A 24,255-nucleotide genomic window follows, 5' to 3' on the forward strand; every position below is an offset into this window, starting at 1 on the left:
TAAACTTGTGTCCAAGCTTCAAGAAAGACTTAAAGTTAAGGTTGACGGGTATTTTGGAGCCACAACGGAAGAAAGTGTGAAAATGTGGCAAGAACGACACGATGAAAATGGTAATGCCGTATCGATTGGAAAAGGATTAACAGCAGATGGAATTGTGGGTGAAAAGACTTGGAAAGCACTTTTTGGCGAGCTTCCGAAGATTGAATATGTAGAAGATTATCACGCTCCTTTTGAAATTGGTTCTAAAGGCGATGCCGTGAAAAAGATTCAGAATAGATTGAAAATAAATGCTGACGGCTACTATGGTGTTGCCACAGCCCGAGCCGTTCGCACATGGCAAGAAAGACACGATGCAGACGGTAATGCTGTTCCTGTTGGTAAGGGGCTTCCTGCAACAGGGATTGTTGATTTCACAACTTGGTACGCTTTGTTTCCGGAGGAGAAGCCGAAAGAACCAGCTTATGAAGTGGTAGTTGATGGGGAGCCTGTGGTTACTTCTGCGTATGACAAATACGTCCTTGAGGCTGTCCAAAACGCCATCAAAGACAATAAAGCAGAGAAAATCGAAATCCAAAGGATTGACTATAAATGATGCTTTTAATAGATGTGCTGAGGTTAGCTAATCAGTTAACCTCAGTTAAATAACTTCAAAAGGAAGGTGACACCCGTTGAAAAAGAGATGGGGCAAAATCCTAAATGTATTAAGAAACAAAGACGTATGGTTAGCGGCAGTTGCGCTAGTTATTGTCATTTTAGAAACCCTTGGCTTTAGCATAAGCGAAGAAATCATAAATGGCATAAAGCAAATAATTAACTTGCTGGTAACCATGGGGTTTTTCGCCTAAAAAAATAAAACCCGAGGAATAATCCTCGGGTTTTTTCTTTATGATTGATTTAACTTGTTCCGAATAGCGTCAAGGTCAATTGAACTCATTTTATCTTTTGCCTCATCTAATTTATCTTGATTAGCTAAATCTAAAGAGTCTTTTGCTGTGTCTCTGATGTTTATTATTTCCTTCTTAAATTCCTCATGGAGTTGTGCCTGTGAGTTGGCAGGGTTCAGATTATCCAGTTCCTTAACTTCGTTTTCCAACTCTTTTATGCCTTGGTTTACTTGACCTGAGGCATATTTTGAGTTCCACTGGTCATAACCCTGATTAATCAGGTCAATGGCGAATCCCACCCGATTAACCAAATGATTAGCATACTTAATATACTCTTCCTCTTGAGAAGGGGATTGGGACTCTTCTTTCTTAACTTCCTGAGTCTCCTGCTTGTTCACTGCCTGTACGGGTTCTTCCTCTGCAGGTACGAAGAATCCGCTAATACCAAACAAAACAACGCACACAATCAAAACTTTCCAAGCGTGTTTTCTTGTCTTCTTGAAGATTAATCCGACAAGGCTTAAAAATATTCCTATGAAACTTAGCACAAATATTGCTTGCATATAATCACCCCCAAAATACATATTTCGTGTTGCTGTTCAAATTTATGTCACAAAAAACATCTTATTCAGTTTTTTAGCACCATTTAAAGCCTTATTACATTTCTCAATGCCTAACTCATTCAAGTCTTTAGCACCATCGGGAAACTCGACTTTATACAGATTGAATTGAAAGCTCAATGCATCCTCAATCTGTTTTGCTAATTTAGCCCCAGCCTCGTCATTGTCGGAAGCAATGATGACATTTTTGACTTTTGTCTGCATCAAAGCGGATGTATGCTTAGGGTTAAATTGTGAACCTCCAACCGCAACCGCAGGGAAGCCAGCAGTCATTGCGGTCATCGCATCAATTTCAGCTTCTGTAACAACAACTGTATCTAGATAGTCTTTTTGGTGAAGGATGTGCACTCCATACAAAAGATTCCGGATAGGATATCCTCCTTTTGCATAGAAAAACCTTTTACTAGATGTTCTCCGATACTTAACAGCCGCTAGCTTACCGTTAGGTAAAAACCACGGGAAAGCAATGGCTTTTTTCTCTGCGTCATATCCAGTTTTTAATGCCCGTTGTACACCTTTTGATATTCCCCGTTTGGTTAGATAGGGGTGTTCTTGAAGTCCTTCAATCAAGCTTAAAGGAAGGGACTTCCGTGCATTCTCTTCTAAGTTCACATTTAACCTATTCAAGACAATATGACCGTCAATGTATGTTCCATACTTAGTCACCAAGTAATCCACAGTTTCTTCAGGCGATTCATTCCGTAAAAAAGAGAGGAGGGAAATAAACCCTCCTTTTTCAAACTCACCGGAACCTCCACTATCTCCCCACGAACCAGCCCGAGCTTGGGCTGTATCCACCAGCCATACGTAAAATGATGGTCGACTTTCGTCTCTAAAGGGAGAGCAGGCAATTAATTTTTCACCCGTCCACTTGGCTTGTTCCCAATCAAATCCCCTTAACTCAGCTTCCACATCAACAGGAACGTCCAATCCTTTTAATTTCACGCTTCACCACTCCAGTGATAATAGTTAGTAACCCCAACATCTTCACTAATAACATCAAAAATTAACGGTAAACTTTTCTTCTGCTTCTTCAGCGGAAGGCATTTCCTGCACAAGCCCGTAATTAGGGAGGAAGACAATATCAACTTTTTGGTCTTCTCCGCCGCTTCTTCCCTTGGCGGGCACAATAACTCCTTGACCGTCTTTAGTGTCAATACCAATTGTAAGCGAAGCATCTTCCATAAGTTGTTTACTTTTCTTTACTTCGTTCCGTTTTGGTGGTGTCAAAATACGTTCTCCATCCTCTGCATATTGGTCTTTGGTTTCTTCCGCTTGGGTGATGACATGTAAAACAACACCCAGATTACCAGCCATGATACGAAGCCTTTGACTTGTTGCCGCCATATCTCCTCCGGCTGTTCTGGAGCTATTGTATTCCATATCCATGTAATACGCAGGGTCAATTACTACCACATCAGCATTTGTTTGTCTAATCTCAAATTCCAATTCTCTTAAATCCCGTCGCATGAAATCTTCATCGTCAATGCACCGGAAAATAATTGTTCCTTTCATTTGCTGGTCGATGGTTTTTACAAAGTTCTTGAATCCGTTGTAAAAGGTAGGCGACATCTTAGCCATTAGTATATCTCTTTGGGGGAAACCTGCTTCATAGTCAACCCCGTCAATCTGTGCTGTGAAAATCCCTCTTCGTGCAGATAGGGAGGAATAAGCACGTGCATATAACTCATACTTTGGCATTTCTAGACCCCAGTAAAGCACGGTTGCTCCGTTAATTGCCGCGGTGATTGCCTCTTCAAGTACTATTATTGACTTTCCCCTTCCGGAGCGACCGAACCACGTATACATGTTCCCAGTTGAGAACCCGCCTCCTAAAATCTTGCTGAGCGAAGGGAAGCGAGAAGGGAATACTTTAAAGGTTTTTCCTTGTCTTCTCCGTTCATATTCATCCAAGAACCAATCATAATCAGCCTTAATGTCATGCCCAATTTTTTGAACCGTATTTGCTTTCTGCTTGATTTTGTCTACCTCATCGGCTAACCATTCGATAAGTGCATATCCATCCTTTTCGTTGATGAGGCTGGAGAGGTTGTCACGTTTTGCAAATTCGTCATCAGCCCCAACATTGCCCTGCACAAGACGTGCAAGACTCATCTGGATGAACTTGCCGTTTAATTCTTTCGCAAGAGTGTCAAATGAACATGCGACATTCGGGATGTAAACAAAGTCCTCAAACTTGGCTGATAATTCTTCCGGTGAGGGGAGTGTGCGATTTTCCCTGATGTAGTATTCAAGATATCTAAATACTTCCCGTTCTTCAGGAGTCGGGAATTTTTCAGCATCAATCCCATATTTACTAAACGCATCAACATTTTTGCTATCCAACATTTTGGAGATGAATTTAAAACCTGCAGACATCAGAATGCCTCCTTAACCATTTTTGATTTGGAATGCACGGGTGGGAATTGTATTGATGATTTTGGAAATCTTTTCAACCCGCCGAAGGTATTTTTTATTGGATGTAAATCTATACATATCTAAATACCAATCCTGCCAATGCTTGAGCTTTTCGATTTTCCCCCTGTTTTCAGCGAGTTCCTCCAAGACTTTCTTTTCTTCTTCTCTGATGCGTAGTTTTGGAGGTTTTAGGGAAACATTAGGTGGGTTAAACTCTCGCATATAAAAAAGCGGATTATATTCATACTCATCTATTTCTGCGTCAGTGGCAATACGCATGTCTTCCGGATACGCTACCAATTCATTTACATAATCTTCTAAAAGATATTGTCTAACGCGGTAACATTCTTCTTCTCCGTCTTCAAAGTATCCAACAACTCTGAACACACTTGAATATCCTTTGATTTTAACTAAATCCCCAATCTCAAACATTGACTCCATATAACCACCTCACACTTCAATCCCAATCTTTACGCACACCCCGAAAACTTTTTTCTTTGAATCCGATTATCTCGACTGTCTGGTCTCTGAGTCTGTCATATAAACGAGCGTCGTATTTATCCATCAACTCTTTAAGTGGAACATTTGAAGTATAAATAGTCGGTTTTCGGCAAACGACACGATAATTTATCAAATCGTGAACTACAGAACTAAAAGCCTCTGTTGGGGTTCTAATTCCAATGTCATCAACAATTAGCAATTCAGCATTTTTTGCGGCATCCCGATAGTAGAAAAACGCTTTTTCTGCTTTCTTTGCTGTCTCTTGGGAAATGCGTGGGTTGTTGAATTCGTTAAACTTGTTTTGCCAAGCATTGAAATCCAAGAAGAAAACAACCCTGTCTTTTGGGCGCTGTCCTCGCTTCCAGCTTCCAATGCAATGAATTAATAAATATTCATTGGCGATTGCACAAGCAGTAGATGTTTTTCCTGTTCCCGGAGATTCGGAATATAGGTAAAGTGAACGGATTCTTTCTCCATTGAACATTCTGGGAAAAGTTTTGACGTAGTTATCTATCTGTGTGTAAACAGTACTCTGACTTTGTCGCACAGGATTTTGTTTAACTGTCATTCTGGAGTAGTCGAGGGGGATATTTGATTCAAAGATTTTTCCTCCTTTCCCTGAAGCACCGTGAAGATGAATATAAAAGGGGCACAATTTATTGCACTTTTTGGTATCTTTGTCTCCGCAATACTGAGCCAAAATGCAGTTTTTAGAAAAACTCATGATTTCCACTCCTTTAATTTAAGTTGAATTAGTCAAAGAAGCTAACAAAGTCAATGGGAATCAAAACATATCAATCACATTCTGAATTTGCTCATATGTCACATTTTCGTTCTCAACCATCCTGTTTTTCCTTTCAATTTCTCTTTCTGCATCTTCCATGTATTTCTTTAGGTACGTATAAAAGTAGATGAAATTAGCCCCCTTATGACCATTTCGGGGTTTAAACCTGTGGAAGCAAAGCTCAATGAAACGCTTTGTGGCTTGCTTTCCGTGTTTTTGGTAAACCCTTTTAACCAAGCCATTGTGCATTACCATGTTCTTAACGGAGTACTTTGTCCCGTAAGTTTTCAAGTGCATGTACTTTAGATACTCGTAGAAGGTGATTGCATTCCAATCATTGATATCAAGTTCCCGCCAGTTTTTAGCTGGCGGGAGTTTTTTGCTTGCCATTCAAAACTCCTCCTTTTTAACCCTTTTCACCCAACCCTAAGGCGAGGGTTAGATACACGATTAGACATCCACCTGAAAAATTTTTTATTTATTTCTCAAAGCTTCCAGTTCCTCAGGGCTGAGCTTGTATGTTTTTACTTCTGTTCCCTGTGTGAATTCTTCGTATTTTTCCTTGCGTTCCTTATTCCGGTTGAATGCCTTCACGTCATAGAAATATGAATTTTCTGAGTTTTGCCTTTTCTTGGTTTTCGGCTTTTTCTTGTTTTCCGAAAGATATTTGAACTCCTCGTACTCCTCAATTTGTTCAACTATGACTCTCAACTTTTCAAGGGTTCTTGACAAAAACTTCAAATTTGTTCTGTAACTTGTGCCGAACTCCCGTTCCATGAGATACGCAATATCAGATTGGCTATACCCTTTTGGTAACAACTTAACAATGAACTTAACCTTTTCTTTATGATAGAAATTCCCTTTGGTTGCCAACTCCTCAGCCCAATCTTCCACAAGAATATCTCCGAGGGTGTCTTCCTCACATAACGGGTGGTAAATCTCTTCATTCAAAGAGTATTTTACTTCTTTGGGGATGTTAGATTTCTTTGATTTTGATTTATACCTATGCAAATCATTCTTTTGTTTTGCCGCCAGCCGATGAGCAGTTTTGACACAAAGGGAATTGAAGTTTTTCACACTATCTTTGTCTTCCTGATTGCGGGCATTTTCCCGCAAACTTTCCTCAAAGTTGTAGTGCGGGTCATACGCTTCGATTGTATATTCAAAGTTTTTCCAAAGCTGGTCAGAGAAAATTGTTTCATCCCGGAAGATATGCCAAATTCTTTCGGTGTGAGTTTGGACAAAGTTCTTAGCCGGAACACCGTTACGGAATCCGCAAGGGCCGTAGAAAGGACGCAACAATTCGTAATATTCGTATGAATCATGGTAGTTCATGCCTTTTTCTTTCATTTCCTTTACTTTGAGTGCGTATTGGTTCATTTCTTTATGGGAGGGTTTTACATAATAAGTTCTTTCTTTGAAAGTCTGCTTATTAATCTTCGGCTCACCTTTGTAAAAATCGTCGTTAACACCGTTAACAAAGTCATTTGTGAAAATATTTTTGTCCATAATGAACAACCTCCTGAAAAATTTGATTTTCAGGAGTACCCCTTTCATGGACAGTTAGTACCACTTAGTCGGCTCCAATTGCCCGATCGAAGTGATGCGCAAAGTGACCGAAGAAATGGGGATCCGCGAAATCACCATTGCTTACGGCCAAACGGAGTCTTCGCCGGTCATCACCCAGACCCGGACGGATGATCCTTTGGACGTGCGTGTGGCCACCGTGGGAAGGCCCTTGCCGCATGTGGAAGTGAAAATCATTGACCCTGAAAGCAAAAAGCCGTTGCCGCCGGGAAAGCAAGGGGAGCTGTGCACCCGGGGTTACCATGTGATGAAAGGCTATTACAAAATGCCTGAAGCGACCCGGGAAGTGATTGATGAAGAAGGATGGCTTCACACCGGTGATTTGGCAGTGGAGAACGAAGACGGAACCTACCGGATTACCGGACGGTTGAAAGATATGATCATTCGCGGGGGCGAAAATATTTATCCGCGGGAGATCGAGGAATTTCTCTATATGCATCCCAAAGTTTTGGATGTTCAAATTGTGGGAGTGCCGGATGAAAAGTATGGTGAGGTTTCGGTGGCTTTCATCCGGAAGAAAGAGGGGGTTAATTGCACGGAAGAGGAAATCATTGAGTTTTGCAAAGGGAACATTGCCCGGTACAAAATCCCTTCCCAAGTCATTTTTGTGGACAAATATCCGATGACTGCCAGCGGAAAAATCCAAAAGTACAAATTGCGGGAAGCCTTTATCCGGAAGGACTTGTCCGCCTACCAACAAGCGGGCGGCCTAGCTTGACCCTTGTCTTTTTTTCGGCTTCCCGGTACATTTAGAATGAATATCACCGGTCTGTATGGATTACAGCAAGAAATGGAGAGTCAGAAATGGAGCGAATCCCTCCGATCTTGATGGATTTTCCGCATTCGTTCGAAACCGAGCGTTTATGGATTCGTTTGCCTTTGCCGGGAGACGGGGAAAAAGTGTATGAAGCCATGATGGAAACCGAGGAGCTTTTGCGCCAATGGATGCCATGGGCGCAAACTCCCCCTTCCAAAGAACAAGCCGAAATCAATGTCAGGCAGGCGCACAGCAAGTTTTTGGAGCGAACCGACTTGCGTTTCCATTTGTTTCACAAAGAGACCAAGGATTTTGTCGGGAGCAGCGGACTGCACCGGATCGATTGGAGCGTCCCGAAATTTGAAATTGGTTATTGGTGCCGCAAGTCTTACATGAGACAGGGGTACATCACCGAAGCGGTCCGGGGGTTGAGCGTATTTGCTTTCGAAATTTTAAAAGCCAACCGGGTGGAGATCCGCTGTGACCAACGCAATGTACGCAGCCGGAAAGTGGCGGAACGTTTGGGGTACCGGTTGGAAGGGATCCTGCGCAATTTTCAAGTATCCCCGGATCGCCAATTGGAAAACACGTGTGTATATGCAATGATTGCGGAAGACTTCTACAGCCTTTCATTACGGAAAAGCGGCGGTGCATCAATGTAGATGCTTGCGCTGTTTTTTTTTACATATTAATCTGTAAATGACAGATTATTTTTTAAAGGGGGAATATTCTTACATGAGCGATTTCTTCCCAATCCATGATGTAGACTATTTAGAGTATTACACAGGAAATGCGAGGCAGGCGGCATCTTATTTTTGCCAGACATTCGGGTTTCGTCCGGTTGCTTACAGCGGACTGGAAACCGGAAACCGCGAAACCGTTTCGTATCTGGTGGAACAAGGGAATGTGCGCTTTTTGATTACCGGGGCTTATTCGCCGGAGCATGAGATTTCCTCCTTTGTCAGGCAACACGGTGACGGAGTCAAAGATATCGCCCTTTTGGTGGACGATGTGGAAAACGCTTTCAAAGAGGCGATTTCCCGCGGGGGCATTGCCATCAAAGAACCGTATGAATCGAGGGATGAACAAGGAGTTTTGAAAAAAGCCGTCATCGGCACCTATGGGGACACCGTCCATACGCTTGTGGAGCGGAAACATTACAAAGGGTTGTTTGCGCCGGGCTTTGTCCCGTGTGAAATGAACCTTCCCGTGCGGGATGCCGGCATCACCGGTGTGGACCATGTGGTGGGCAATGTGGAAAAAATGGAGACATGGGTGGCTTATTATGAGAAAGTCATGGGATTTAAGCAGTTGATTCATTTTGATGACGAGGATATCAGCACGGAGTATTCTGCGTTGATGTCCAAAGTGATGCAAAATGGATCGGGAAGAATCAAGTTCCCCATCAACGAACCGGCGGAAGGGAAGAAAAAATCGCAAATCCAGGAGTTTTTGGAGTTTTACCATGGTGCGGGCGTTCAACATGTGGCGCTCCTTACCGATGACATTGTGAAAACCGTGGAAACGCTGCAGAAAAACGGCGTGGAGTTTTTGGACACCCCGGATACGTATTATGAAGATTTGTTTGAACGCGTCGGCGATATTGATGAAAAGCTGGATGATTTGAAACGGCTCCGGATTTTGGTGGACCGGGATGATGAAGGATATCTGTTGCAGATCTTCACCAAGCCGATCGTGGACCGTCCGACCTTGTTCTTTGAAATCATCCAGCGCAAAGGAGCCCGGGGATTCGGTGAAGGAAACTTTAAGGCTTTGTTTGAGGCGATTGAGCGGGAGCAGGCCCGGCGCGGAAACTTGTAAAGAGCGGAAAATAATGAGATCTTGAGCTGACAAGACGGCTTTTCTCTGTCATAAATCCTCAATCTTCAGGTCATCCTATGGAAGAATCCAATTGACCAAATTGAGGTGACACAGATGAAACGCCGTTTTTTTTCGCTCGTTCTCTCTTTGATTTTCGCCTCCTCGGTTTTGGCCGGAATGGCAACTCAAGTCAATGCAAGGGAAGGGGTCGCTTACGCCGACCGCCCTTTTTATCAGATGGATACAACGTTTCATCCGGAAAAGGATGAGTTGACGGGACATATGGTGGTCACTTTGCCGGAGAAACGAACCGAACCGCAAAATGAAGTGTATTTCCGGCTTTATCCCAATGCATTTCAAAATTGGAAGCACAAAGTCTCCAAGCCGGAAAAACCGGGTTACATCCGCGTTTTTCATGTGAAAGTGGATGGCAAAAGCGTTGAGCCCGATATCAAGGAAACGGTGATGAAAGTGCAGTTGCCCCGTCCCCTTCAAGACGGACAATCCGCCCGCATTGAGATGGATTTTTTATTGCATTTGCCCCGTGGCGGGATGCGGCTGAACACTTTCAAAAACACGGCCTTTTTGGCTCAGTGGTACCCGATGCTGGCCGTCAGGGATCAACACGGATGGCATACTGAACCGTACACCACGACCGGCGATCCGTTTTACTCGGTGATGTCTGATTTTGAAGTCACTTTCCGCCTCCCCGAAGGTTACCGGGTGATTTCCACGGGAAATAACAAGAATCAACCGGCCGGCTCCAAAATTACCATCAAACAGGATCAAGTCCGCGATTTTGCAGCGGTTTTAACCAAAGATTACCGGTCAGTAAGCGGAAAGTACAAAGACATTCAAGTCAACCTTTGGTATATGAACGGGATGGAGGATGTGGCCAAACCCTTGCTGGAAGCAGCAGTGTCCGGAATGAAATTTTACAGTGAAAAATTCGGGCCCTATCCTTATGACGAAGTCGATGTCGTGCTGGGGGAAACCGGTGAAGGAATCGCCGGGATGGAATATCCGGGCCTGGTGACCTCCATTCCAAAGATCGGGACCAAAAAAGGGATCCAACCGGCAGTCAATGTGGTTGTGCACGAGTTGGCACACCAGTGGTGGTACGGGGTGGTCGGCAACAACCAGGCCAAAGAACCTTGGCTGGATGAAGGGTTGACCACCTTCTCCGAGTTTTTGTATATGGAAGAGAAGATGAAAGAAGATGAACGGGAGCTGTTGGAGAGAGCATCGAAAAAAGCCGATGAAATTCATCAAACGGCGGGGATCAGTTCGGCCCAACCGCTTTATGATTATCCGGAACCGGTGTACGGTCTGATGGTGTACATTCGTCCGGCAGCCATGCTGTATGAACTGATGGACGAAATCGGAAAAGAGAAAGTCCTGGAGATTTTAAGAACCTATTATCACCGGTATCAATACAAAGTCGCCACCACCCGGGATTTTATCCGGACCGCCAATGAAGTGGCCGGCAAAGATTTGACTCCTTTTTTTCAAAAATGGTTGTACTTCAAGGAAGCTTAAATCCCGGAGGAAGGGAACCGGAAACAACCAGGCGAAGGAAGTGATGACCCGTCACTTCCTTTTTTGTTGTCCGGAGACGGCCGAACCAAACCGGTTGCTTTTTTGTTTGGAGGGTTCGTGCTATTATTCTAAGAGGCGTAAAGGTCTAAGTTTCAAGGGGAGGGAAGAGGTTGTCGGATGATCCAATTGTCCTGTCGGCGCGCCTTCAGAAATTGACGGAATGGATCCCGGTCGGGGCGCGGGTGGCAGACATCGGCGGAGATCATGCCTATTTGCTGATTCATCAGGCCAAAGCCGGTTGTTTGTCACATGGAATTGTGGGAGAGTTAAACAAGGGGCCGTTTGAAAATGCCTGCCGGACCATCCGGATGGCGAATGTGGAAAAGATGGTGGAAGCCCGCCTCGGAGACGGATTGTCGGTGTTAAAACCGGGTGAAGTCGATGTGATTGTGATCGCCGGAATGGGCGGGGCTTTGATTACTCAGATTTTAAAAGAGGGCAAAGAAAAGCTGCACGGAGTGAAACGGTTGATTTTGCAACCCAACATCGGCGGCCACAATGTCCGCAGATGGTTGAAAGAAAACGGATTTTGCCTGGTGGATGAATCATTGGTGGAAGATGCCGGCATCTTGTATGAGGCGCTGGAGGCAGAACCTGGTGAGGAAACGATTTATGACGAGATGGGCCGGGAGTTTTCGGAATCCACCTTAATGGAAGTGGGGCCGCTGCTTTTGAAGAAAAGGCATCCGCTCCTGAAAAGAAAAGTAATGCAGGAATGGGAATCGAAACAAAAGGTGTTTCGGTCATTGAAAAACGCGAAATCGGAGACAGCTGTCGCCAAAAGGGAACAGCTGGCGGAACAATTAAAAGAATGGGAGAAGGTGAAAACATGTCTGTTCGCGGAGTCGACCTGATCAAAGCGATGGAATCGTATGCCCCTTCCGCTTTGGCTGTCGAAAAAGACCGGATTGGTTTGCAGGTGGGGGATCCGCAAGCGGAAGTCCGGAAAGTGCTGGTCACCCTGGATGTGAATGAAGAAGTGGTGGATGAAGCGATTCGCATCGGGGCCAATTGGATTGTGGCTCATCATGCGGTGATTTTTCATCCGTTGAAAGAAATCCGGACCGATGAACCGGCCGGCAGAATGTTTGCCAAGTTGTTGGCGCACGGAATCCATGTTTACATCGCACACACCAATTTGGATGCGGCCGTGGGCGGAGTGAATGATGCCTTGGCCGACCGTCTCGGGCTCACTGACACCAGGGTTTTGATCGGCTATAAACAGGATGCATTGAAAAAACTGGTTGTCACCGTGCCGGTGGACCATCACGAAGCGGTGCTGAATGCCATCAGCGAAGCCGGGGCCGGATGGATCGGGAATTACAGCCATTGCACGTTTAATGTGGAAGGAACCGGAACCTTTTTGCCACGCGACGGAGCCAATCCGTTTATCGGTAAAACGGGGGAGCTGGAAAAGGTGAAAGAGATCCGTTTGGAAACCGTCATGCCGGCATCGATCGAAAAAAGGGTGCTTGAAGCCATGTTCAAAGCCCATCCATATGAGGAAGTGGCTTATGACATCTATCCGTTGGATTTGAAAGGCGAGCCGCTCGGGTTCGGGCGAATCGGATCCTTGCCGGAAACGATGAAATTGGATGAATTTGCCCGTTTCGTCAAAGACGCTTTTGAATGCGACGGGGTCCGGGTGGTGGGCAACCCGGATAAAGAAATTCGGAAAGTGGCGATTTTGGGAGGTTCCGGTGGCCGTTACCTCCGCGATGTCAAGCGGCAGGGGGCCGATGTGTACATCACGGGGGATGTGGATTACCACACGGCGCAAGAAGTCATCGATTTGGGGATTTCACTGGTGGATCCGGGACACCATGTGGAACATTGGGTGGTTCCGTATGTTTGCAAGGAGCTGGAAAAACGGTTGAACCGCCAGGTTCCGGTCGAACCGTCGAAAGTGAACACCAATCCCTTTCGGTTTTGTGTTTGAACAAGTGGAAAGAGGTTCCTGTTGATATGAACCTGCTTGATTGTTATAATTAAATTTACTGCACAAAGGAAAGTAAACAAGGCAATCGCCGGTGGTGTACCGCAAGGTCCCACGGGAGGAAAGTCCGGGCTCCACAGGGCAGGGTGCCGGCTAACGGCCGGTGGGGGCGACCCTAAGGCTAGTGCCACAGAAATGCAGACCGCCGATGGGGACGAATTTCGTCTCACAGGCAAGGGTGCAACGGTGCGGTAAGAGCGCACCAGCAGCATGGAGACATGCTGGCTAGGTAAACCCCACCCGGAGCAAGACCTGATAGGAGATCAGCATCTTTGGATGCAGCTGTGGCCCGCAGTGATCTCGGGTAGGTCGCTGAAGTTGTGTAGCAATACACAATGTAGATAGATGATTGCCACTCCAATGGGTGGGAGACGTTCAAGCCGTTGCTTGGACCACCCGGAGAACAGAACCCGGCTTATTGTTTGCTTTCCGACATAGCTTGAGAAAAGACGCGAACGCGTCTTTTTTTATTTTTACGGACTTTTGCGGACTTTGAATAGGAATGAACGGGAAGGCAATGATAAACATAAAATCTTTCAAAATGAGGTTGGTTCAGATGAACGGGGACTTTACATCATACGAGGCTTATTTGGAGCGTTATCAGACATTTTATGATGAAGAATGGAATGACCGCCCTCCCGTGTTGGATCGTGAGCAATTCACCCGCTTGTTTCAGTTGTTGAGAGAAAGTTACCAAACCTATGAAGAAATGCTGCGTATGGGAAAACAGGAGGAAGCGGGGCAGTATTACCGCAGTGTGATTAACGGGTTGGAAAATCAGTTGGCCATCAGTGATGCCTCTGACAATTTCCGCATTCAACTTCTTCATTCGATGTAACTGTCCGGGAAAAACGATGGCTTGGTTTCGGGCCATTGTTTTTTCTTTGGTGATAAATTATCTGGAAATTATTACATATAGAAAATGGTTTTGGCAGCAAAGCGCCGGTGATGTGAATTTTTGCCGCGAAACCGGCCGGACCGGGGTATAAATCGGAAAACGTTGCAAAACTTAACAAAAGATGAACATGAAGGAGGATATCTATGCAACTGTTGAAGGAACTTACCGAGGCCAACGGGGTCTCCGGGTTTGAAAAAGAAGTGCGCGAAATCATGAAACGGGAACTCAGCAAAGAAAACGTGGAAATTCAAACCGACGGGCTCGGAGGCATTTTCGGGATTAAAAAAGGGACCAGTGACGGGCCCCGCATTTTATTGGCCGGACACCTGGACGAAGTCGGTTTTATGGTGAATGAAATCACCAAAAGCGGTTACTTGCGCTTCACCCCACTCGGAGGATGGTGGAGTCAGGTTCTGTTGGCACAACGTGTTTTGATCATTACGGAAAAAAGAACTTTTACGGGTGTCATCGGTTCCCGGCCGCCTCATGTGCTGACACCCGAGGAAAAAGGAAAGTTGATTCCGATTCGCGAAATGTTTATTGATATCGGTGCCCACAGCGATGAGCAGGTGAAAGAATGGGGGATCCGCGTCGGGGATCCGGTTGTGCCGGTGTGTCCGTTTGAAATTTTGCCGGATCGCGACACCATTCTGGCCAAAGCGTTGGACAACCGTGTTGGTTGTTACCTGGCTTTGGAAGTGTTAAAACAATTAAGCATGGCAGATCATCCCAATACGGTGATTGCCGGGGCCACGGTGCAGGAAGAAGTGGGCCTCAGGGGAGCGACCACCGCCCCGCGCCTGCTGAAGCCGGACGTTGCGATTGCCCTTGATGTGGGGGTTGCGGAAGATTCCCCGGGCAATGAAGGACAAAACAAAGCCAAGCTGGGCAAAGGCCCGTTGATCACATTTTTGGATGCGACGATGATTCCCAATCTGGCCTTGCGCAATTATGTGGTGAACATGGCCGAAAAACACGGGATTCCTTTCCAAATCGACACGATGACCGGGGGTGGAACCGATGCCGGACAGTTCCATCTCTACGGCAAAGGCGTTCCGTCGATCGTGATTGGTGTGGCTGCCCGATACATCCACAGCCATGTTTCCATGATCAGCAAGAGTGACTTGGATCATGCCGTCCGTTTGCTGGTGGAAGTGGTCAAAGGCTTGAATCATGACCGATACAATGAATTCATCCAATATGTCTGACTTGTACCCTCCTGGGACGGTGACTCCATACCGTCCTCCTTTTATGCTATGATGGAGAAAGATCAAAAGGAATGGGGGAAAAGCAGCAAGACGGTAAGCGAAAGGATTCAGGCGGGATGGTTGATGTCACGGTACTTCCGCCGGGATGGACCGGCGCGGACAAAAAGCAGTATTTTTCAGCATCGGAATTCGTAAGATATGTTTAGAAGGAGACGTGTCCAAAAACGGGGTTGAGTTATGGAACAAGCATTGTATATCTTGCAGGAATACGGGTATATAGGAATTTTTCTGTTTTTGGTGTTGGGACTGATCGGGCTTCCGTTGCCCGATGAGATTATGTTGACTTTTCTTGGTTATTTGACGACCACCGGACAATTGAATTTTTACCTCACCATTCTTTGTGCGTTTCTCGGATCGGCGGGTGGAATCACCATCAGTTATTTGCTCGGCATTTGGTTGGGATATCCTTTTTTGAAAAAATACGGACCCAAGCTTTTCATTACCCGCCGGCGGTTGCGGATCACGCAGCTTTTGTTCCGTAAATATGGAAACTGGCTGTTGTTTGGCGGGTATTTCATTCCCGGCGTCCGCCATGTCTCGGCCTATTTGGCGGGGATCACCCGGATATCTTATTGGCGTTTTGCCATGCATGCCTATGCAGGCGCTGTTTGCTGGTGCATCGTGTTTATCGGTTTGGGACATCTTCTGGGAGCAAATTGGGAATGGGGCTTTTTTCTGTTGCACAAGTATGGAACACGGATTTTGTTCATCCTGTTGCCGGTTGCTCTGATTTTTGGCGGATGGTATTTTTGGAGTCAAAATAAATCGTTAAACACAAAATAGAAAGTGGCGGACGGTACCATCATCCCCAAAAGAAAGTTGGTGGTGGCTTTTTTATGGAATCCGGCGATTGCTTGTCAAAGGTGGAGGGTTAAAGATATAGTGGAAGAGGTTAAGGAGGGATGGGGATGACGATTCAAATTTTGTCGCTCATGGATGATAAACATCTGATCCAAATTTTATCCACACAACAAGCGGCATATCAGGTGGAAGCAGAGCGAATCCGGTCCTACAATATTCCCACACTGAAAGAAACCATTCAATCCATGCGAAAATCGAAAGAAACGTTTATAGGTATATATAAAAAAGATCAATTGGCCGGTTTTTTATCGTACATAAAAGAGAAAGACCGGATGACGATCTGCCGTCTGGCGGTTCATCCGGACTATTTTCGGCAGGGGATTGCCTCCCGGTTGTTGACGCAGGTTTTAAACCAACCCGGGATCAAAAGTTGGGTCGTGACCACGGGAAAAGAAAATGAGCCGGCCATTCGATGTTATGAGAAGCACGGATTTCAGAAGCAGGAAGAAATCATGACAAGAGAAGGGATTCCCATCGTGCGAATGTTTAAAAAAGTTGACGGGTAGATCATTCTATGTTTAGAATAAAGAAGAAAACATCATATTGAAATTATCCACTAGGGGTGCACGGATGTGCTGAGAGGAACATGGTTCCAACCCTTTGAACTTGAACTGGGTCATGCCAGCGAAAGGAAGTGGGGAAGGTTCGTTATGAAGTTGACTTGACGATGCATAAAAACCGGTATCCCCATGGATGCCGGTTTTTTTGATGGGGGATTTGTTCATGGAATTGCATGTGATATCCAGCCCTTGTCAAACCCTCGGAGATTTGATCGAACAATGGACCCGTTTGGTTTCTTATGCCGATGCTTTTCATCTGCGCTACAAAGATAAAAGCGAAAGGGAAATCCTGGAAATGGCCCGTCTGCTTCTGCAAGAAACCCCGATTCCGGCCAAATCGTTGATCATTAACCGGCATGCTGCTGTGGCGGAAGAATTGGGGGCAGGGGGGCTGCATCTGACCGAACAACAAGAGATTTCCCGGGAAATGCTGCAACGGATGCAACAGAAAATGCGGGTGGGACGTTCCGTTCACTCTGTCCGCCGCGCGGTTGAAGCCAAGCGGGAAGGAATGGATTATCTGATTGCAGGGCACATTTTTCCTTCCGCTTCCAAACCGGGATTGCCTCCCTTCGGGGTGGAATCGCTGCGGCGATTGGTACAAGCTTGTTCGCTGCCTGTCATTGCCATCGGCGGGATCGGGCCGGAAAATGTGAATCAAATCCGACAAACGGGTGCTACAGGAGTGGCTGTGATTTCAGCCGTCGCCCATCATCCTTCCCCGGAAGAAGTGGCAAAGGAAATGAAAAGAAGGTGGGTTGATGAAGCACAGTGATGTTTTAATTATTGGCGGAGGGATCATCGGCGGTTCCATTGCTTATCACTTGGCCAAATCGAAAGTAAACGTTGTTATTCTTGAACAAGACCGGGCGGGCGCTCATGCCTCAAGGGCGGCCGCGGGAATGTTGGGAGCCCAGGTGGAGATGCATCAGCCGGGCCCGTTGGCCGATGTTTGTTTAAAAAGCCGGTCCATGTTTCCGGAACTGGCGGAAGAATTGCGGGAACAAACCGGGCTGGATATTGAATTGAACCGTTCGGGATTGATCAAACCCGCCCGGTCAGAAGAGGAAGCGGCCGGTTTAAAAGAACGGATGAAATGGCAAAAAGCTGTCTGGCTGGATCGCAAAGAATGTCTGGAGAAAGAAAGAGGTCTGGGTGAAGAAGTGATCGGCGGCTTGTTTTTTCCTGAAGAATTTCAGGTCTCTGCCCCCCGGTTGACCCAGGCTTTGATCCGGGCTGCGCAACAGCAGGGGGCAGAATTAATCGAAGATTGCAAAGTGATTGATTTTTGCGTCGAAAACGGCCGCATTCGGAAAGTGGTCACCCCGCATGAAGAATGGGCGGCGGACACGGTGGTTCTGGCGACCGGTGCCTGGACGGGGATTGCTTCGCGGCGGCTGGGACTGAACCTGCCGGTTTATCCGGTCAAAGGGGAGTCTTTGGCCTTGAAGACCACCCGCCCGTCCCTGAATCACACGATATTCGGCAACGATGTGTACATTGTGCCAAAAGCAAACGGGGAATGGATAATTGGCGCCACCGAAAAAGTGCATCAGTGGGATCCCGGCGTGACAGCCGAAGCGGTTTACCGGCTCATCGCCGATGCCTCCCGTTACTTGCCCGCTGTCAAAGAATTGAACATCAGCCGGATGTGGGCAAGTGTCCGACCCGGTACGCCGGACAGGCTTCCCGTGATCGGCAGGCTGGAAACCGTCGATCATTGCATTGTGGCCACCGGTCATTTTCGAAATGGCATTTTGCTCAGCCCTTGGACCGGTCAAGTCGTGACCCGTCTCATTTTGGGAGAGACAGAAGAAGAATGTCTACCGTTCAGTCCCCGGAGGTTTACCGGATGAAAAGGAGGGTGTGCCGTGCAAATTCAGTTGAACGGGGAAAAGCAAACGGTCCCCCCTCATCTGAAAACAGTGGATGATCTCATCAAACACTTCAAATTAAACAGCAAAATTCTTGTGGTGGAACACAACCGCCATGTGCTGACCCGGGAAATGCATGCCACGACCCGGTTGTCGGATGGTGATTGCATTGAAATTGTTCATTTTGTCGGAGGGGGATAAGCCGGATGTTGAAAATCGGAAAACATACTTTTCAATCGCGTTTGTTTCTTGGCACAGGGAAATTTCCCGGTTTGGATGTACAAAAAAAAGCGGTGGATGTATCCGGAACCGAGGTGTTGACTTTTGCGGTCCGCAGAATGAATCTGTATGATCCGGAGCAACCCAACTTCTTGGAAATGCTTGATTTGAAGAAATACAAACTGTTGCCGAATACAGCGGGGGCCACGACCGCGGAAGAAGCCGTACGGATCGCCCGTTTGGCCCGGGCCTCCAACTTGTGCGACATGATTAAAGTGGAAGTGATCGGCGATTCCAAAACCTTGTTGCCCGATCCCGTTGAAACGTTAAAAGCCACCCGGATGTTGGTGGAAGAAGGATTTACCGTTCTGTCTTACACTTCGGATGATCCGGTTTTGGCCCGCAAATTATGGGAAGCCGGGGCTCATGCGATCATGCCCGGAGGGGCGCCGATTGGTTCGGGGCAAGGGTTGTTGAACCCCCTCTATCTGAAGTGGATCATTGAGGATTCGCCGGTGCCGGTAATTATTGATGCAGGAATCGGTTCGCCGAAAGATGTTGCGGAAGCCATGGAATTGGGAGCGGACGGGGTATTGCTCAACACGGCCGTATCTCAGGCGAAAGATCCGGTCAAGATGGCAGAAGCCATGAAATATGCCGTCATGGCGGGAAGAATGGGATATGAGGCCGGAAGGATCCCGAAACGGGAATATGCCAGTGCCAGCAGTCCCGCCGGGGGATTGCCGGCCAATTGAAAATCGCTTAACGAAAAAATCCCCTTGCCGGATGGATCCGGCCGGGGGATTTTTTTAACTATGTACCTGACGAATGGCAGGTGAAGAAAATTTCACTTTGCTTTTTACATTCCGGTAGCGGGAGATGTTCAGCAAAATGCCCAGCGACACCAACTTAAACACGAGTGCCGTTCCCCCGTAACTGATGAGAGGTAGCGGAACCCCGGTCACCGGAAGCAATGCCGTGACCACACCCAGATTGAAAATCGTTTCGATAGCAATCAAAGTGACGATTCCTGTGGCCATCAAGGTTCCGAACTGGTCCGGCGCCTGGATGGCAATCAAAATGCCGCGTACAATGAGCAAGGCAAACAAAGCGATGATGATGAATCCCCCGATAAACCCGAGTTCTTCGGCAATAATCGAGAAGATGAAATCGGTATGGGATTCCGGAAGGTAAGCCAGCTTTTGAATGCTTCTTCCAAGTCCCACCCCCGTCAATCCGCCGGGGCCGATAGCCATGAGGGATTGCATGATTTGATACCCGTCTCCGGTCGGATCACTTAACGGATTGAGCATCGATTGGATCCGGTCGACGCGGTAGTCTCCCAACAGCATGACGCCGATGAGCACGGGAAGGCCGGATAATGTCAATAAAAAAAGATGCTTCAGCCGGGCACCGGCGCAAAAAATGATGGTGAAACATATTCCCATGATAATCACCGTTGCGCTAAAATGAGGCTGTAACATTAAGAGTCCCAAGATCAGAAACAGGACGATCAGGGGAGGAAGCAGACCGCGCCGGAATTCATGCAAGACCGGTTGCTTTTTGACCATGATGGAAGACATGTAAATGATCATCCCCAGCTTGACAAATTCCGAGGGCTGAAAGGAGATGGCCCCGTAACCCAGCCAACGTTGCGCTCCGTTTCTGGCCAGACCGATCATCGGGACGAGGATTAAAAGAATGAGCGAAAGGAGCAAGATCGGGCCGACCCATTTGCGGTAGGTGTGATAGGGGATATTGGAAACCGTAAAAAATAAAATCAAGCCGATCAGGGCGAAGATGGATTGTTTTTTGAAAAAGTAATAGGAATCATGGATGCCCGGATCGATATATCCATTGAAATAACTGGCGCTAAAAACCATGACAAGTCCAATTCCCAACAGCAAAAAGGTGAGAAAAATCAACCAAAAGTCTGGTTTGCCACGCTTCATAGTGAAAATCTCCTTCTGCAAAAGGTTTTGATGTTTCATGCATTATGATAGGATGAAATCCGAGCAGAGAAAAGGAGAATGGAAATCGTGATGAACAAGAAGCATCAAATCCAACAAATTGATTTTGCCACCGTGTTGATCCTCATCCTGCTTGCGGCTATTAGCATTGTTGCCATATCGAGTGCGACTTACACCGGAAACCAGGATTTTTACGAAAAACAGATCATGTGGTACATAGTCGGGTTTCTCTGTATGTTCGGTGTTCTCCTGTTTGACTATAAAATTTTGTTACAAGGGAAACTCTTGTACATTTTATACGGGATCGGCATTTTCTTAAATCTGATCGTCATGATCCCGGGCATCGGCCAGGAAGTAAACGGTGCGCAATTGTGGATCCGGATTGGCGGGTTTTCCCTGCAGCCGTCGGAGATGATGAAAATCTTTGTTATCTTGATATTAGCAAAAATGATGTCCCGGAAAAAAGGGGAGATGTGGGAGGATTTTCATACGCTCGGAAAGGGTTTGCTGGCTGCAGGCGTTCCGTTTGTGATCATTTTGATCCAGCCCGATTTGGGAACGGCATTGATCTTGTTGGCCATCACCGCAAGCATTTTACTGGTGGGCGGCTTGCACTGGAAATGGTTGGTTGGCGGTCTGACGGCGATTGCAATCGTCGTCGGTTCGGTCATTTTTCTTTATCTGACGGATTCTCCTTTGCTCCACCTCTTGTTGGCGGATCATCAGATTGAACGGATCCAGATCTTTTTGGATCCGGCATCCGATCCGACGGGAGCCGGTTACCAGGCAACCCAGGCCAAAATCGCCATCGGTTCGGGAATGCTTTGGGGAAAAGGTTATCAACAGGGAACGCAAGCACAGGGCAACTGGATTCCGGAACCCCACAATGATTTCATCTTTGCGGTGATTGCCGAAGAGTTCGGCTTTTTGGGCGCCGGGTTCCTGCTCGCTTGTTACTTGATGTTGCTGTACCGCTTGATTCGCATTGCACTCAAGTCGGCCAACTTGTTCGGTACCTGCATCGTTTGCGGAATCGTTGGTATGTTTGCTTTCCAAATATACCAGAATATTGGAATGGCGATCGGTTTAATGCCGATTACCGGAATCCCGCTTCCGTTCATCAGTTACGGAGGCACTTCCATTGTCACGCAACTGGTGGCGATCGGTTTGGCATTGAATGTAGGAATGCGATCCAAGGCGGAACAATTGCAATTTACCATTCATTAGAGGAGGCGAATGCATGAAAATCACTTCTTTGTCCCTGGATATCCGGGAAAAGGATTTTGAACAGTATGAGGAGACGTTGATCCAAAGAGGCTGGAAAAAGGTGAAAGGCCAGCACATTTATCAAAAAAATTTCGGTGAGACCGAAGTGGAAATCCGGGAGCATATTGCCGCATTCAGTGCCGAAATCACATTGAAATTGTCGGCGCGAAACGAGCAGGGAATCAAACTGGACCGGATCATCCAATTGCTGCAAGAGTTGGACAAAGCCGATCATACCCCGGATCAAGAGTAAAAAAAGCCGCCTGTTTGAAGGCGGTTTTTATTGTACTTTTTTTGCCTTTTGTCCCATAAAATCATAAGGGGTTCAGGAGGAGGCAGATTTTTTCCCCGGCTTGGGCAAAAACACTTTTAAAAGCGGCGGAGTCACAACAGTGGTGATCAAAATCACCGCAACAATGACCGGAAACAGGGAGGCTGAAAACAGTTTGTTGTTTAATCCGATGCTTGCAATGATCAACCCGACTTCTCCCCGGGCCACCATGCCGGCGCCAACGGCGAAAGAATCGGTTGTCGGAAAACCACCCAATTTCGCCCCGATGGCACCGCCGACCAATTTGGTTAATACCGCAACGACGGAGAACACAAGGATCTGAATCAAAATGGATGCATTGACGGACTCAATCGTCGTCATCAAACCGATACTGACGAAAAAGACCGGCACAAAAAAGGAAAAAGAAACCGTTTCCAGTTTCGGGAACAGTTCGTCCTGAAATTTGCTGGTGCTGAGAATGAGACCGGCAAAGTATGCACCGACAATCCCGGCCAGTCCGAACATTTCGGCAAGAAATGCATAAACGAGCGCCACGATGATGCCGATGGTCAGGATGACTTCCGTCGTCATCATCCGGTTGGCCCATTGAAAGATTTTCGGAAGCGGCTTGCGGCTCAACCAGATGAATACGAAGAAGACAATGATTTTCACAATCAAAACCGGAAGCGATGAATTATCGTCCCCATTTTTTCCCACAAAACCAATGACAATGGATAAAGTGATGATTCCGAGAATGTCATCCAGGACGGCCGCACCCAAAATGGTGTTGCCCGCTTTCGAATTTAAACAGCCCAATTCGCGCAACGTCTGAACCGAAATGCTGACACTGGTCGCCACCAAAGCGGTTCCGATGAAGATGGATGTGGCAAAACGGTAGTCAAACCAGAGACCGCCGGCCAGTCCGCCGAGAAACGGCAAAATCACCCCGATCACCGCCACCAAGGTGGAGGCAAAAGCGGCTTTTTGGAATTCTTTTAAATTGGTTTCCAACCCGGCCAAAAACATCAGCAAAATGACACCGATTTCGGCCGCTTCTTCAATAAACGCATTCATATGGATCCAGTCGAGCACCATCGGGCCCAAAAGGATGCCGGCCAAAAGTTCCCCCAGCACGGAGGGCTGACCCCATTTTTTGCTCAGATGCCCCAAGATTTTGACAGCGAGCAGGATGATTCCCAGCTCATACAAGAATCGGAATTGTTCCAGTTTGCTGAAGTCGAAGAATTGGTCTGGTAACATGGTAACCCTCCCTGTTGTTAGGATGGATCTTTTTGGTTATAAAAATACATCCGTGTCCGTATTTTATCGTTTAGTTTTCATTTTGGTTTTTGTTAGAATAAGAATGGGTATAGATATTATGTGTATACAGGCTTGAGTTGAGGAGTGAAGGGTCATTGTTTGGAGTATTTCTGTTGCTGTCATTAGCCGGTTTGGTCTTGACCTTATGGGCACAGGCCAAAGTGAGGGGAAATTATTCTAAGTGGTCAAGGGTGCCTGCACGATCCGGATTGACCGGTGCAGAAGTGGCGCGGCGCATTTTGGATCAAAACGGATTGTACAATGTGGCGGTGGAACCGGTGCGCGGGATGTTGACGGATCATTATGATCCGGTGTCCAGAGTGGTCCGGTTGTCGGAAGGGGTTTACAGCTCCGGTTCCATTGCTGCCATTTCGGTGGCCGCGCATGAGTGCGGGCATGCCATTCAACATAAAGAAGCTTATGGCGCGTTGGTCCTGCGCCATCGGATGGTTCCTGTCTTAAACATCACTTCGGGATTGGCTCCTTTCTTGTTGATGGCCGGCATTTTCTTTAAAATGACGGGAATGCTTTTGCTCGGATTGATTTTCTTTTCCGTGGCTGTCTTGTTTCACTTGGTGACATTGCCGGTTGAATTCAACGCCAGTTCGCGGGCCAAGGCGATCATGGTCAGGGAAGGATTTATTAACGGAGCTTCGGAAGAAAGAGGCGTCCGCAAAGTCCTGGGAGCGGCGGCGCTGACCTATGTGGCCGGTGCGGTTGTCGCCTTGGTGGAACTGTTGCAATATGTTGCTTTATTTTTCATGCAACAGGACGATTGAAG

27 protein-coding genes, 1 other RNA gene, 1 pseudogene and 1 riboswitch are annotated in these 24,255 nt (G+C 46.9%); of the genes and pseudogenes, 20 read left to right on the forward strand and 9 right to left on the reverse strand.

All coding sequences use genetic code 11. The annotated features are described in order from the left end of the window. The coding region (locus tag I8U21_RS06020; RefSeq protein ID WP_198053516.1) for a peptidoglycan-binding domain-containing protein at positions 1-592 on the forward strand (592 nt) is incomplete at its 5' end. 76 nt (positions 593-668) lie between these two features. Continuing rightward, positions 669-845 carry a hypothetical protein gene (locus I8U21_RS06025; RefSeq protein WP_198053517.1) on the forward strand — a complete coding sequence of 59 codons (177 nt, stop codon included), beginning with the start codon at positions 669-671 and terminating at the stop codon, positions 843-845. A gap of 38 nt (positions 846-883) precedes the next feature. Here I8U21_RS06025 and I8U21_RS06030 read toward each other — a convergent pair whose 3' ends face one another. The 7 genes from I8U21_RS06030 to I8U21_RS06060 form a co-directional block, all read right to left on the reverse strand. Then, positions 884-1,447, reverse strand: a complete 564-nt coding sequence (locus I8U21_RS06030) for a hypothetical protein (RefSeq protein WP_198053518.1) — start codon at positions 1,445-1,447, stop codon at positions 884-886. A gap of 42 nt (positions 1,448-1,489) precedes the next feature. After that, positions 1,490-2,449 carry a toprim domain-containing protein gene (locus I8U21_RS15280; protein ID WP_198053519.1) on the reverse strand — a complete coding sequence of 320 codons (960 nt, stop codon included), beginning with the start codon at positions 2,447-2,449 and terminating at the stop codon, positions 1,490-1,492. A gap of 54 nt (positions 2,450-2,503) precedes the next feature. After that, a complete protein-coding gene (locus I8U21_RS06040) occupies positions 2,504-3,883 on the reverse strand; it encodes an AAA family ATPase (protein WP_198053520.1) in 1,380 nt (459 codons plus the stop codon). A gap of 12 nt (positions 3,884-3,895) precedes the next feature. Next, complete coding sequence (locus I8U21_RS06045; protein WP_198053521.1) at positions 3,896-4,363, reverse strand: hypothetical protein; 468 nt, start codon at positions 4,361-4,363, stop codon at positions 3,896-3,898. Between the two features lie 16 nt (positions 4,364-4,379). Then, on the reverse strand, positions 4,380-5,147 hold the full coding sequence (locus I8U21_RS06050) for a P-loop NTPase family protein (protein WP_198053522.1): 768 nt from the start codon (positions 5,145-5,147) through the stop codon (positions 4,380-4,382). Between the two features lie 60 nt (positions 5,148-5,207). Beyond that, positions 5,208-5,597, reverse strand: a complete 390-nt coding sequence (locus I8U21_RS06055; protein WP_198053523.1) for a hypothetical protein — start codon at positions 5,595-5,597, stop codon at positions 5,208-5,210. A gap of 84 nt (positions 5,598-5,681) precedes the next feature. Continuing rightward, a complete protein-coding gene (locus tag I8U21_RS06060) occupies positions 5,682-6,716 on the reverse strand; it encodes a hypothetical protein (protein WP_198053524.1) in 1,035 nt (344 codons plus the stop codon). 64 nt (positions 6,717-6,780) lie between these two features. On the opposite strand from I8U21_RS06060, the pseudogene I8U21_RS06065 reads away from it, so the two are divergent. The 15 genes and pseudogenes from I8U21_RS06065 to I8U21_RS06135 all read left to right on the forward strand — a co-directional run. Then, positions 6,781-7,512, forward strand: a pseudogene (locus tag I8U21_RS06065) (AMP-binding protein); the annotation flags it as partial. Between the two features lie 86 nt (positions 7,513-7,598). Further along, complete coding sequence (locus I8U21_RS06070) at positions 7,599-8,213, forward strand: GNAT family N-acetyltransferase (protein ID WP_232337540.1); 615 nt, start codon at positions 7,599-7,601, stop codon at positions 8,211-8,213. 37 nt (positions 8,214-8,250) lie between these two features. Beyond that, positions 8,251-9,372: a 4-hydroxyphenylpyruvate dioxygenase gene (hppD, locus tag I8U21_RS06075; RefSeq protein ID WP_198053526.1), complete on the forward strand. Its 1,122-nt coding sequence runs from the start codon at positions 8,251-8,253 to the stop codon at positions 9,370-9,372. 114 nt (positions 9,373-9,486) lie between these two features. After that, positions 9,487-10,911, forward strand: a complete 1,425-nt coding sequence (locus I8U21_RS06080) for a M1 family metallopeptidase (protein ID WP_181730921.1) — start codon at positions 9,487-9,489, stop codon at positions 10,909-10,911. A 170-nt stretch (positions 10,912-11,081) separates the two neighbouring features. Continuing rightward, the gene (locus I8U21_RS06085) at positions 11,082-11,825 is read left to right on the forward strand and encodes a tRNA (adenine(22)-N(1))-methyltransferase (RefSeq protein ID WP_181730920.1); all 744 of its coding nucleotides are present in this window, start codon (positions 11,082-11,084) and stop codon (positions 11,823-11,825) included. Then, on the forward strand, positions 11,801-12,910 hold the full coding sequence (locus tag I8U21_RS06090) for a Nif3-like dinuclear metal center hexameric protein (protein WP_181730919.1): 1,110 nt from the start codon (positions 11,801-11,803) through the stop codon (positions 12,908-12,910). Before I8U21_RS06085 ends, I8U21_RS06090 begins: the two co-directional genes overlap by 25 nt. A 69-nt stretch (positions 12,911-12,979) precedes the next feature. Then, positions 12,980-13,400, forward strand: an RNA gene (rnpB, locus tag I8U21_RS06095) — RNase P RNA component class A. 123 nt (positions 13,401-13,523) lie between these two features. Then, the gene (locus I8U21_RS06100; RefSeq protein WP_181730918.1) at positions 13,524-13,805 is read left to right on the forward strand and encodes a hypothetical protein; all 282 of its coding nucleotides are present in this window, start codon (positions 13,524-13,526) and stop codon (positions 13,803-13,805) included. Positions 13,806-14,008: 203 nt separating this feature from the next. Next, positions 14,009-15,073 (forward strand): M42 family metallopeptidase, encoded by a 1,065-nt coding sequence (locus I8U21_RS06105; RefSeq protein ID WP_181730917.1) that lies wholly within the window; start codon positions 14,009-14,011, stop codon positions 15,071-15,073. 237 nt (positions 15,074-15,310) lie between these two features. After that, positions 15,311-15,916 carry a DedA family protein gene (locus I8U21_RS06110; protein ID WP_181730916.1) on the forward strand — a complete coding sequence of 202 codons (606 nt, stop codon included), beginning with the start codon at positions 15,311-15,313 and terminating at the stop codon, positions 15,914-15,916. 125 nt (positions 15,917-16,041) lie between these two features. Next, positions 16,042-16,500 carry a GNAT family N-acetyltransferase gene (locus I8U21_RS06115; RefSeq protein WP_181730915.1) on the forward strand — a complete coding sequence of 153 codons (459 nt, stop codon included), beginning with the start codon at positions 16,042-16,044 and terminating at the stop codon, positions 16,498-16,500. A gap of 42 nt (positions 16,501-16,542) precedes the next feature. After that, positions 16,543-16,644, forward strand: a riboswitch (TPP riboswitch). A gap of 73 nt (positions 16,645-16,717) precedes the next feature. Next, positions 16,718-17,329, forward strand: a complete 612-nt coding sequence (locus I8U21_RS06120) for a thiamine phosphate synthase (RefSeq protein ID WP_198053527.1) — start codon at positions 16,718-16,720, stop codon at positions 17,327-17,329. Next, on the forward strand, positions 17,316-18,410 hold the full coding sequence (gene thiO, locus I8U21_RS06125) for a glycine oxidase ThiO (RefSeq protein WP_198053528.1): 1,095 nt from the start codon (positions 17,316-17,318) through the stop codon (positions 18,408-18,410). Before I8U21_RS06120 ends, thiO begins: the two co-directional genes overlap by 14 nt. Positions 18,411-18,425: 15 nt before the next feature. After that, positions 18,426-18,629, forward strand: coding sequence for a sulfur carrier protein ThiS (gene thiS / locus I8U21_RS06130; RefSeq protein ID WP_181730912.1), 204 nt, complete (start codon positions 18,426-18,428; stop codon positions 18,627-18,629). 5 nt (positions 18,630-18,634) lie between these two features. Continuing rightward, entirely contained in the window at positions 18,635-19,402 is a 768-nt protein-coding gene (locus I8U21_RS06135; RefSeq protein ID WP_198053529.1) for a thiazole synthase, read from the forward strand. Between the two features lie 54 nt (positions 19,403-19,456). On the opposite strand, the gene ftsW is transcribed toward I8U21_RS06135, so the two are convergent. Beyond that, positions 19,457-20,599, reverse strand: coding sequence for a putative lipid II flippase FtsW (gene ftsW / locus I8U21_RS06140; RefSeq protein WP_181730910.1), 1,143 nt, complete (start codon positions 20,597-20,599; stop codon positions 19,457-19,459). Positions 20,600-20,689: 90 nt separating this feature from the next. Between ftsW and rodA the strand changes: the two genes are divergently transcribed. Next, entirely contained in the window at positions 20,690-21,844 is a 1,155-nt protein-coding gene (gene rodA / locus I8U21_RS06145; RefSeq protein WP_198053530.1) for a rod shape-determining protein RodA, read from the forward strand. A 13-nt stretch (positions 21,845-21,857) separates the two neighbouring features. After that, positions 21,858-22,136 (forward strand): hypothetical protein, encoded by a 279-nt coding sequence (locus I8U21_RS06150; protein ID WP_181730908.1) that lies wholly within the window; start codon positions 21,858-21,860, stop codon positions 22,134-22,136. Between the two features lie 72 nt (positions 22,137-22,208). Here the strand turns inward: I8U21_RS06150 and I8U21_RS06155 are convergent, their stop codons facing one another. Further along, positions 22,209-23,414, reverse strand: coding sequence for a cation:proton antiporter (locus tag I8U21_RS06155; protein ID WP_198053531.1), 1,206 nt, complete (start codon positions 23,412-23,414; stop codon positions 22,209-22,211). Positions 23,415-23,569: 155 nt separating this feature from the next. On the opposite strand from I8U21_RS06155, the gene I8U21_RS06160 reads away from it, so the two are divergent. Next, complete coding sequence (locus tag I8U21_RS06160; RefSeq protein ID WP_181730906.1) at positions 23,570-24,253, forward strand: zinc metallopeptidase; 684 nt, start codon at positions 23,570-23,572, stop codon at positions 24,251-24,253. Positions 24,254-24,255: the final 2 nt, after the last annotated feature.

This window comes from Thermoactinomyces sp. CICC 23799, assembly GCF_016055145.1.
Classification (GTDB): domain Bacteria; phylum Bacillota; class Bacilli; order Thermoactinomycetales; family Thermoactinomycetaceae; genus Thermoactinomyces; species Thermoactinomyces intermedius.

Bases quoted from the DNA above. Each gene is read 5' to 3' on its own strand.
- ftsW (WP_181730910.1), bottom strand. From the start codon at position 20,599: ATGAAGCGTGGCAAACCAGACTTTTGGTTGATTTTTCTCACCTTTTTG.
- I8U21_RS06120 (WP_198053527.1), top strand. From the start codon at position 16,718: ATGGAATTGCATGTGATATCCAGCCCTTGTCAAACCCTCGGAGATTTG.
- I8U21_RS06030 (WP_198053518.1), bottom strand. From the start codon at position 1,447: ATGCAAGCAATATTTGTGCTAAGTTTCATAGGAATATTTTTAAGCCTT.
- I8U21_RS06040 (WP_198053520.1), bottom strand. From the start codon at position 3,883: ATGTCTGCAGGTTTTAAATTCATCTCCAAAATGTTGGATAGCAAAAAT.
- rodA (WP_198053530.1), top strand. From the start codon at position 20,690: ATGAACAAGAAGCATCAAATCCAACAAATTGATTTTGCCACCGTGTTG.
- I8U21_RS06080 (WP_181730921.1), top strand. From the start codon at position 9,487: ATGAAACGCCGTTTTTTTTCGCTCGTTCTCTCTTTGATTTTCGCCTCC.
- I8U21_RS06055 (WP_198053523.1), bottom strand. From the start codon at position 5,597: ATGGCAAGCAAAAAACTCCCGCCAGCTAAAAACTGGCGGGAACTTGAT.
- hppD (WP_198053526.1), top strand. From the start codon at position 8,251: ATGACAGATTATTTTTTAAAGGGGGAATATTCTTACATGAGCGATTTC.
- thiO (WP_198053528.1), top strand. From the start codon at position 17,316: ATGAAGCACAGTGATGTTTTAATTATTGGCGGAGGGATCATCGGCGGT.
- I8U21_RS06050 (WP_198053522.1), bottom strand. From the start codon at position 5,147: ATGAGTTTTTCTAAAAACTGCATTTTGGCTCAGTATTGCGGAGACAAA.
- I8U21_RS06070 (WP_232337540.1), top strand. From the start codon at position 7,599: ATGGAGCGAATCCCTCCGATCTTGATGGATTTTCCGCATTCGTTCGAA.
- I8U21_RS06155 (WP_198053531.1), bottom strand. From the start codon at position 23,414: ATGTTACCAGACCAATTCTTCGACTTCAGCAAACTGGAACAATTCCGA.
- I8U21_RS06045 (WP_198053521.1), bottom strand. From the start codon at position 4,363: ATGGAGTCAATGTTTGAGATTGGGGATTTAGTTAAAATCAAAGGATAT.
- I8U21_RS06135 (WP_198053529.1), top strand. From the start codon at position 18,635: ATGTTGAAAATCGGAAAACATACTTTTCAATCGCGTTTGTTTCTTGGC.
- I8U21_RS06150 (WP_181730908.1), top strand. From the start codon at position 21,858: ATGAAAATCACTTCTTTGTCCCTGGATATCCGGGAAAAGGATTTTGAA.
- I8U21_RS06060 (WP_198053524.1), bottom strand. From the start codon at position 6,716: ATGGACAAAAATATTTTCACAAATGACTTTGTTAACGGTGTTAACGAC.
- I8U21_RS06100 (WP_181730918.1), top strand. From the start codon at position 13,524: ATGAACGGGGACTTTACATCATACGAGGCTTATTTGGAGCGTTATCAG.
- I8U21_RS06090 (WP_181730919.1), top strand. From the start codon at position 11,801: ATGTCTGTTCGCGGAGTCGACCTGATCAAAGCGATGGAATCGTATGCC.
- I8U21_RS06115 (WP_181730915.1), top strand. From the start codon at position 16,042: ATGACGATTCAAATTTTGTCGCTCATGGATGATAAACATCTGATCCAA.
- I8U21_RS06105 (WP_181730917.1), top strand. From the start codon at position 14,009: ATGCAACTGTTGAAGGAACTTACCGAGGCCAACGGGGTCTCCGGGTTT.
- I8U21_RS06110 (WP_181730916.1), top strand. From the start codon at position 15,311: ATGGAACAAGCATTGTATATCTTGCAGGAATACGGGTATATAGGAATT.